Origin of the sequence: Immundisolibacter sp. (assembly GCF_041625615.1) — a bacterium.
In the GTDB taxonomy this organism is placed as follows: Bacteria; Pseudomonadota; Gammaproteobacteria; order Immundisolibacterales; family Immundisolibacteraceae; genus Immundisolibacter.
In genome coordinates this window covers 1-7,306 of record NZ_JBFJTF010000117.1, presented here as the reverse complement: position 1 = coordinate 7,306, position 7,306 = coordinate 1, and the positions used below count along the sequence as shown (strand labels likewise).

The following is a 7,306-nucleotide window of genomic DNA, read 5'->3' as shown; positions in this document are numbered from 1 at the left end:
TCGAGGCCGCCGGCGCGGTGCCGGCCTTTGGCGAAGGCCTGCAGCTGGTGGCCCGTGGTGGGCGCTATCTGATCGTCGGGCTGTGGTCGGCGCCCGGCACGGTGCCGGTCGAGCCGCGCCTGATCAACAACCTGAACCTGCGCATCATCGGCACCGCCCTGTCGCAGCCGCGTCATCTGTATCAGGCACTGCAGGTGGTGCAGGCACAGCATCGGCGGTTTCCGCTGGCGGAGGTGGTGACACACCGTTACCGCATCGAGGACAGCCAGCAGGCGCTGGAGGCGGTGGCGCGGCTGGAGACGGTCAAGGCGGTGATCGCCCCGGCCGCCTGAGCGCCCGGCACGCGCCCCGAAAACGGAACGCCCCGGCAGGGACCGGGGCGTTTCGTGCCGGAGCTCGCCGGTCAGGCGCCGCTGGCGACGGGCGCCGCGTCCGGGTCGCCCGCCTGCCGGGCATGGAACTGGCGGTGCACGTCGATGTTCTGCGGCTCGAGCGCGAACGCGGTCTGGTAGCTGACGTCGTGCTTCACGTGCTCGTCGTAACGCAGGTACCAGACGCGGTGCATCTTGTAGAACGGCACCGTCGGGTACAGGTGATGGATCAGGTGGTAGTTCTGGTACACCAGCAACGGTGTCAGCAGCCATTCCCAGCCCATGCGCATGGTGGTGGCCAGATACGGGTCCTCGTGATGGCTGACCATGGCCGGGTGGTGCGGCAGGATGACGAACACCACGGCGATCAGGAACAGCGAGATGCGCGTGGGGATGAACCACAGCATGAACAGTTCGTAGCCGTAGCCAAGCGCGATCAGGGTGCCGACCGCCAGCGCCAGGCAGCTGTAGAACGCGATCAGTTCCTTCCTGTGTTTCTTCACCAGGTGCTGGCCACGGGTGAAGAAGTACCAGATGTACCAGAGGTCGAAGAACGCCCAGCGCAGCGGTGCCTGCCATTTGGGCGCGTCGTGCTCGAACCGGTCCGGGTCCTCGACGCCGTTGGCGTGGATGTGGTGCTGGTTGTGCAGCCAGCGCAGCGCCACCATCGGCGCGTAGGGGAACAGGAACAGCAGCGACACGTCGGCGATGGTCTCGTTCAGCCAGCCGATGCGCGAGATGGCACGGTGGGCGCCGTCATGGATGGGGCTGAACAGGCCGTAGCTGAGCAGGCCGTTGATCAGCGCGCCGGCCCAGAAGCTCATGCGGCCGGTCAGGCACAGGTACCAGACCAGGGCCATGCCGCCGAGCATGGAAATCGCCAGCACGGTGGTGGGCAGGGCCAGCAGGGGGGCGCGCATGTAGTCGCGCAGCAGGTGTTCACTGGGGCTCGGGGCGTGGGCGGACATCGTTCCTCATCTCCTTATGGGGGCAGCGTCCAGGCTGTGGGGGGCAAAGTGCCCAGCGCGCATCATCGCGGCGTCGGCCAGTACCGTCTTGACCGACGTCAACAGCGCCCGAACAGGAGATCAGGGTGCGGCGGCGAGGGAGCCGTTCAGCGCGCCAGGCGATCGGCCAGCCAGCGCGCCATGTCGCTGCGCACCTGGCGGCCGGTGTCCAGCACGCCCGCCATCGAGGCGAAGCCGTGGATCATGCCGTCGTAGCGGACCAGCTGCGTCGGGACGCCGGCGTCGGCCAGTCGCTTCGCGTAGGCCTCGCCCTCGCTGCGCAGCACGTCGAACTCGGCCGTCACCACCAGCGCCGGCGGCAGTCGGTCGAGGTCGGCGGCCAGCAGGGGAGACACGCGCCAGTCCCGGGCCGCCGCCGCGTCGGCCAGGTAATGGTCGCGAAACCACACCATCGCGTCGGCGGTCAGTCCGTAGCCGTCGGCGCAGGCGGTGTAGGACTCGCCTTCCAGGCGTGACAGGTCGGTGACCGGATAGATCAGCAGCTGCGCCGCGAGCCCGATACCGGCATCGCGCGCGGCCAGCGCGCTGACCGTGGCGAGGTTGCCGCCGGCACTGTCGCCGCCCACCGCCAGCCGTTGCGGGTCGATGCCGAGATCCGTCGCGTTGGCACTGGCCCAGCGCGTGGCGGCCACGGCATCGTCGGCGGCCGCCGGAAAGCGGTGCTCCGGCGCCAGCCGGTAGTCCACCGCCAGCACCGCGCAGCCGGCCCCGGCCGCCAGGTCACGGCACAGGTCGTCGTGGCTGTCGAGATCGCCGATCACCCAGCCGCCGCCGTGGAAGAACACCAGGCCCGGCAGTACGCCATCGGCGGCGGGCCGGTAAAGGCGCGCCCTGATGGGTCCACCCGCGGCGGGAATGGTGACGTCGCGCACCACCGGCAGCGGCGCCGCGGCGCCGGCGGTCATCTGCAGCTGCATGCCGAAGCCGACGCGCACCTGTTCGGGCGTGAGCACGTGCAGGGGCGGCGCCTCCATGGCGGCCAGCTGTTCCAGGTGTGCGGCCACCTGCGGATGGAGCCGGCCGGACAGCGGGCGGGCGAGGGTGGCGGTGACGTCTTGGGTCATGGGGCGTCCTGGGCGGTGTCAGAGCAGGAAGGTGAGATTGTCGATGGCCATGTCGCTTTGTGTCAGCAGGACGGTCTTGGCCTTGATCGTGAAGCGGTCGCCCGCCGGCAGCAGGCGGTGCTGGCTGACGCCGGACCAGACCTCCTGGCGCCCGCGGCGCAGCTCGGCCAGCACGAAGTTCGAGCGCGTGTGCACCTCGTCCTCGCGGGACTCGAAGCGGATGTTGCCGACCACACGGCGCATGCGCGAGCGCGGACGCTGGCTGTGCGCGGCGCTGCTCATGAGGCGGTGGACGCGGTCTTCGAGTCGCGCGCGGTCGTCGTAGATGATGGACACCTGCCGCCCAGGGTCGGTGCCGTTGGCGTCGCGGTCGTTGCAGGGCACCCAGTAGCAGCACTCGGGCGCCCACAGGCCCAGCCAGTCCTCGACCTGCATGGCGTCGAGCAGGTCGGCTTCGTGGAACAGGAAGCTTTCCACGGTCTCGCGGGTGACGATCATGCTGGCGTCTCCGACATCAGGCGCAGCCAGCCGCGCAACTGGCCGCGCTGGGTGGTTTCGTCGCCGATCAGGCCGGTGCGGGTGCCGTCGGCCTCGAGGCGTTCGCGGTTCAGTCCGCGGCCCAGATGCAGCCACGGCTCGACGTCGGCCTTCAGGCCTTCCTGGTTGCGCTCGAACAGTTCGGCGTCGTCGGGGGAGCCGGCGCCGGCCGGGCCGTAGAACGACTCGTGCTGGCGCAGGCGCATGCTGTTGATGCTGTCCGGCACCCCCTGGAGCAGGCCGGGGAACATCAGCACCTCGGTGTCGTCCACCGCCAGCGGGCGCACCAGGCGGATCTGCACGCCGATCAGCTGCAGGTTGGGATAGACGCCGACGTGCGGGTCGCCGGCCCAGGCCAGCAGTTCGCGTCCGCGCGCCTCGCCGTAGGTGTCGAGCATGGCCTGGATGTACTGCTCGCCCTGGGGCTGGCGGCGCAGCGTGTCCAGGTAGCGGTCGAGGTTGGCACTGCGGCCGGGCAGGAAATCCAGCAGCACGTGGCCGTTGCCCAGGTCGCGCGTGAGGTTGCCGGATTCGTCGGCGAACGGGTCGCCGTGGTGGGTGTCGGCCATGTTGCCGCCCGGGCGGCGGCGCCAGGCGTCCAGCACCGAGCGGTGGGTGTAGTGCGGGTGGTAGCCGTCCATGCCGACGAACTTCCAGTTGCCGCGGTAGCGGGTGCGGTGCACGCCGGCGGTGACCGCGATCTGCCCCAGCGGTGAGGCGTCCATGTAGATGTCGAGGTAGCGGGCGGCCGGCCCGAGATGCTCGGCCAGTGACGGGCCGTCCGGCGCCAGGCTCGCAAACACGAAGCCGCGATGGCTCGCCTGCCGCGGTACCGGCGTCAGGCCGAGGTCATCCTTGCAGAAATCCGCCCCGTAGCCGGCCGGCCCCGGCACGTCCTGCAGCGGCCCGGTGTTGCTGTACACCCAGCCGTGGTACCAGCAGGTAAAGAAACGGGCGTTGCCGGTTTCGGTCTCGCACACGGTCATGCCGCGGTGGCGGCAGCGGTTCATGAACACGCGCACCTGGCCGTCGTCGCCGCGCACCATGACCACCGGCTGGCGGCCCAGGGTGGTGGCGCGGAAATCGCCCGGATTCGGCAGTTCCGCCTCATGTCCCACGCACAGCCAGGCGCGGTGGAAGATGCGCGCCATTTCCTGCTCGAAGATGGCGGGGTCGGTATAGATGGCGCTGTGCACGCGGTCGCGCTGCACCAGGTGTGAGTAGTCGGACACGCTGTACGGGGCGTTCATGGCGCTGTCTCCGGTCACCGGGCGGGGTTGCAACGTAGCATGCCGTACCTGCCGATCGTTCGGTAGTCTTGCGGTCTATGATGGCGTCGGGCGTGGGCGCCGATCGCCGCGCCGGGCCGATCGACAACGACTATCCGGAGGAGATCCCCATGAGCCAGCCCAATGGCGCGGAAGTTCTGCTCGACATCCTGAACGGCTACGCGGTCGAGGCGATATTTTCCTCACCCGGCTCGGAATGGCCGCCGCTGTGGGAGGCGCTGGCGCGACGCGCCGACGCCGGCGAGCCCGCCCCCGCCTACTACAACGCCCGTCACGAGGACCTGGCCATCGGCCAGGCCATGGGTTACGCGCGGGCCACCGGCAAGCTCGGCGTGTGCCTGGTCCACGCCACGGTCGGTACGCTCCACGCCGCCATGGGCATCCGCGCCGCCTATCACGAGCAGATTCCGCTGCTGGTGCTGGCCGGCGAGTCGGTGAGCTTCGGCGAAGGGGCGGATGCCTGGGTCGGCGCGCAATGGGGACGGTTCCTGGCCGACCATGGCGGGCCGGCGCGGCTGGTGGACTCGATCTGCAAGTCGAGCTTCGGTCTCAACACGCCGACCGTGCTGGCGGGTGCCGTGCACCGCGCCTGCGCGCTGGCCATGGGCGCGCCGCAGGGACCGGTGTTTTTGTCGCTGCCGTTCGAGCACCTGCACCAGCCGGCGGTGTTGCCGGCGCCGGCGCGCTACGCCAACCCCAGCACGCCGCGGCCCGAGCGCGCGGCGCTGGAACAGGCGGCCGCCTGGCTGAAGGCGGCCAGAAACCCGCTGATCATCGTCGAGAACGCCGCCCGCACTGCCGATGAAGCGGCGCGTCTGGTGCAACTCGCCGAGCGTCTGGGCGCCGGCGTGGTGGAGGGGCAGCATCCGGGCTTCGTGAACTTCCCGCGCGAGCACCCGCTGCACGCCGGTTTCTACGCCCAGCCGTACATGAAGGACGTCGACGCGGTGCTGATGCTGGAAGCGCCGGGGCCGTGGTACCCGCCGACCGCCATGACGCCGCCGGGCGCCAGGCTGATTGCGGTGGCGCAGGACCCGCTGCGCGGGCGCGACCCGTACTCGGGTTTCACGGCCGATCTCATCATCCAGGGCGACGCCATGGCGGCCGTCGACGTGCTGCTGGAGCGCCTCCCGAGCGCGACCGCCGGTGCCGAGCAGCGCACCGCCGCCTGGGGTGAGCGGTCCACCGGCCGGCGGGCGCAGTGGCGAGAACAGGCGTTGCAGCACGCCGGCGCGACACCCATCGACGCGCGCTTTCTGTGCCATGAACTCAACGCCTGCCTGCCGGATGATGCGGTCATCGTCGACGAGACCATCCTCACCCACCACACCCTCATCAACGTGATGGACCGTCTGAAGCCGGGTCACTTCATCAATGCCCTGTCCGGTGGCCTGGGGCTGGGCATCGGCATGGCGCTCGGCGCGGCGGTGGGGCTGCCGGACGCGCTGCCGGTGGTGTTCGTCGGTGACGGCACCTACAACTACAACCCGGGCCTGGCGGCGTTGGGCTTCTCGCAGCAGTACGGTGTCGGCCTGTTGACGGTGATCTTCAACAACGGCCATTACCGTTCGATGCAGATGGGTACCGAATTCCTGTACCCGACGGGCGTGGCGGTGGCCCGTCAACACCACGTCAGCTCGCCGATCGCGCCCAATCCGGATTACGGCCAGCTGGCGGTGATGTTCGGCGGTCATGGCGAGAAGGTGGACGACCCGGCGCAGATCCGCGCCGCCGTCGGGCGGGCCGTGGCCGCCGTGCGCGAGGGCAGGCCGGCGATCCTCGATGTCCGCATCGGCGATGAGGTGGCCTTCCTGGCGAAAGTGTTCGGTGGTTGAGGCGTTGCCGCTCGTGTGTGTCCGGAACCGGAGGTACAGTGAGCCGCGCGGTATTCAGAGGCCGGGAGAACGGCCGATATACCTGCTGACAACGACCCGCCGCGCCGCTGTGTGCCGGCGGGATGGCATGGCAGCCGCCGGCGGGCCGTGGATCGGCCTCTCGCGTTGCCCGCATCCGGATCCAATTCAATGACCCAACCGCACGTGCAGCTTTCACGACTCGAGACACAGGCCAGCCAGAACGCTGACGGCTCCTGGCAGGGCAGGTTTCGCAGTCTGCGCCTGTCGAGCGTGTTTCAACCCGTGGTGACGCTGCGTACCGGGCGTGTGGTGGGTCACGAAGGCCTGGTGCGCCTGGATTACGCAGACGGTCGCGGCGCGACGCCGTTTCGTTTCTTCAGTGGCGGTCTCGACGAAGCGGGTCTGATCGAACTCGACGGCCTGTGCCGGCTGCTGCATCTGCGGAATTTCCTGGGGCAGGCCACGCCGGACGCCGGCTGGTTGTTCTTGAACGTGTCGCCGATGGTGGTGGCGGGGCATCGCCGGCACGGCGAATTCCTCGCGGCGCTGTTGCACGAGACCGGTTTCGACCCGGCACGGGTGGTGGTGGAAATCGCCGAAAGCGGCGTGCAGGACGGCGATACCCTGGCTGAGGCGGTGAGCTACTACCGGCGGCTCGGTTGCCTGGTGGCGATCGACGATTACGGGGTGGGTTTGTCGAGCCTGACGCGGCTGTGGTCGCTCGGCGTCGACATCGTCAAGCTGGACCGCGAGCTGCTGCTGGCGGCGTTGGCGCGTGACGAGGAGCGTCGTCTGCTGCCGAGCCTGGTGGAGTTCCTGCACGACTGCGGCACGCTGGTGCTGATGGAGGGGGTGGAGAACCAGGTCGAGGCGCAACTGGCGCTGGAGGTCGGCTGCGACTTGGCACAGGGCTTTCATTTCGCGGTGCCGGCACCGGCGCTGCGTGCCCCGGCGCACGTCGTGCCCATCGAACGCGCTCGCGCCGGCTTGCGCACGGCGGCGGGCGTCGATGAGGTGGCGTCGCACCTGGCAACGGCGGCGGCCCACCTGGCGGCGGGCGGCGACCTGGCCAATGCCAGCGCGCCGCTGCGTGACCTGGCGCCTTCCCTGCGCTGTTACTGGGTGGACGCGGACGGCGTACAGCGCAGCGAGAACCTGCTC

At 69.7% G+C, this 7,306-nt stretch carries 6 protein-coding genes and 1 pseudogene; 3 read left to right on the top strand and 4 right to left on the bottom strand.

Translation table 11 applies throughout. The features are described 5' to 3' along the window. Positions 1–332 (top strand): annotated as a pseudogene (locus ABYX71_RS09295) (alcohol dehydrogenase); the annotation flags it as partial. Positions 333–403: 71 nt separating this feature from the next. Here ABYX71_RS09295 and ABYX71_RS09290 read toward each other — a convergent pair. The 4 genes from ABYX71_RS09290 to ABYX71_RS09275 form a co-directional block, all read right to left on the bottom strand. Continuing rightward, on the bottom strand, positions 404–1,339 hold the full coding sequence (locus ABYX71_RS09290; protein WP_372696222.1) for a fatty acid desaturase: 936 nt from the start codon (positions 1,337–1,339) through the stop codon (positions 404–406). Between the two features lie 146 nt (positions 1,340–1,485). Then, positions 1,486–2,463, bottom strand: coding sequence for an alpha/beta hydrolase (locus tag ABYX71_RS09285; RefSeq protein ID WP_372696221.1), 978 nt, complete (start codon positions 2,461–2,463; stop codon positions 1,486–1,488). 18 nt (positions 2,464–2,481) lie between these two features. Continuing rightward, positions 2,482–2,961, bottom strand: coding sequence for an aromatic-ring-hydroxylating dioxygenase subunit beta (locus ABYX71_RS09280; RefSeq protein ID WP_372696220.1), 480 nt, complete (start codon positions 2,959–2,961; stop codon positions 2,482–2,484). Then, positions 2,958–4,250 carry a Rieske 2Fe-2S domain-containing protein gene (locus ABYX71_RS09275; RefSeq protein ID WP_372696219.1) on the bottom strand — a complete coding sequence of 431 codons (1,293 nt, stop codon included), beginning with the start codon at positions 4,248–4,250 and terminating at the stop codon, positions 2,958–2,960. Before ABYX71_RS09275 ends, ABYX71_RS09280 begins: the two co-directional genes overlap by 4 nt. A gap of 149 nt (positions 4,251–4,399) precedes the next feature. On the opposite strand from ABYX71_RS09275, the gene ABYX71_RS09270 reads away from it, so the two are divergent. Both ABYX71_RS09270 and ABYX71_RS09265 read left to right on the top strand, forming a co-directional pair. Continuing rightward, complete coding sequence (locus tag ABYX71_RS09270) at positions 4,400–6,124, top strand: thiamine pyrophosphate-binding protein (RefSeq protein WP_372696218.1); 1,725 nt, start codon at positions 4,400–4,402, stop codon at positions 6,122–6,124. Between the two features lie 189 nt (positions 6,125–6,313). Next, on the top strand, positions 6,314–7,306 hold a 993-nt coding region (locus tag ABYX71_RS09265), incomplete at its 3' end, for an EAL domain-containing protein (protein WP_372696217.1).

Bases quoted from the DNA above. Each gene is read 5' to 3' on its own strand.
- ABYX71_RS09275 (WP_372696219.1), bottom strand. From the start codon at position 4,250: ATGAACGCCCCGTACAGCGTGTCCGACTACTCACACCTGGTGCAGCGC.
- ABYX71_RS09290 (WP_372696222.1), bottom strand. From the start codon at position 1,339: ATGTCCGCCCACGCCCCGAGCCCCAGTGAACACCTGCTGCGCGACTAC.
- ABYX71_RS09270 (WP_372696218.1), top strand. From the start codon at position 4,400: ATGAGCCAGCCCAATGGCGCGGAAGTTCTGCTCGACATCCTGAACGGC.
- ABYX71_RS09280 (WP_372696220.1), bottom strand. From the start codon at position 2,961: ATGATCGTCACCCGCGAGACCGTGGAAAGCTTCCTGTTCCACGAAGCC.
- ABYX71_RS09285 (WP_372696221.1), bottom strand. From the start codon at position 2,463: ATGACCCAAGACGTCACCGCCACCCTCGCCCGCCCGCTGTCCGGCCGG.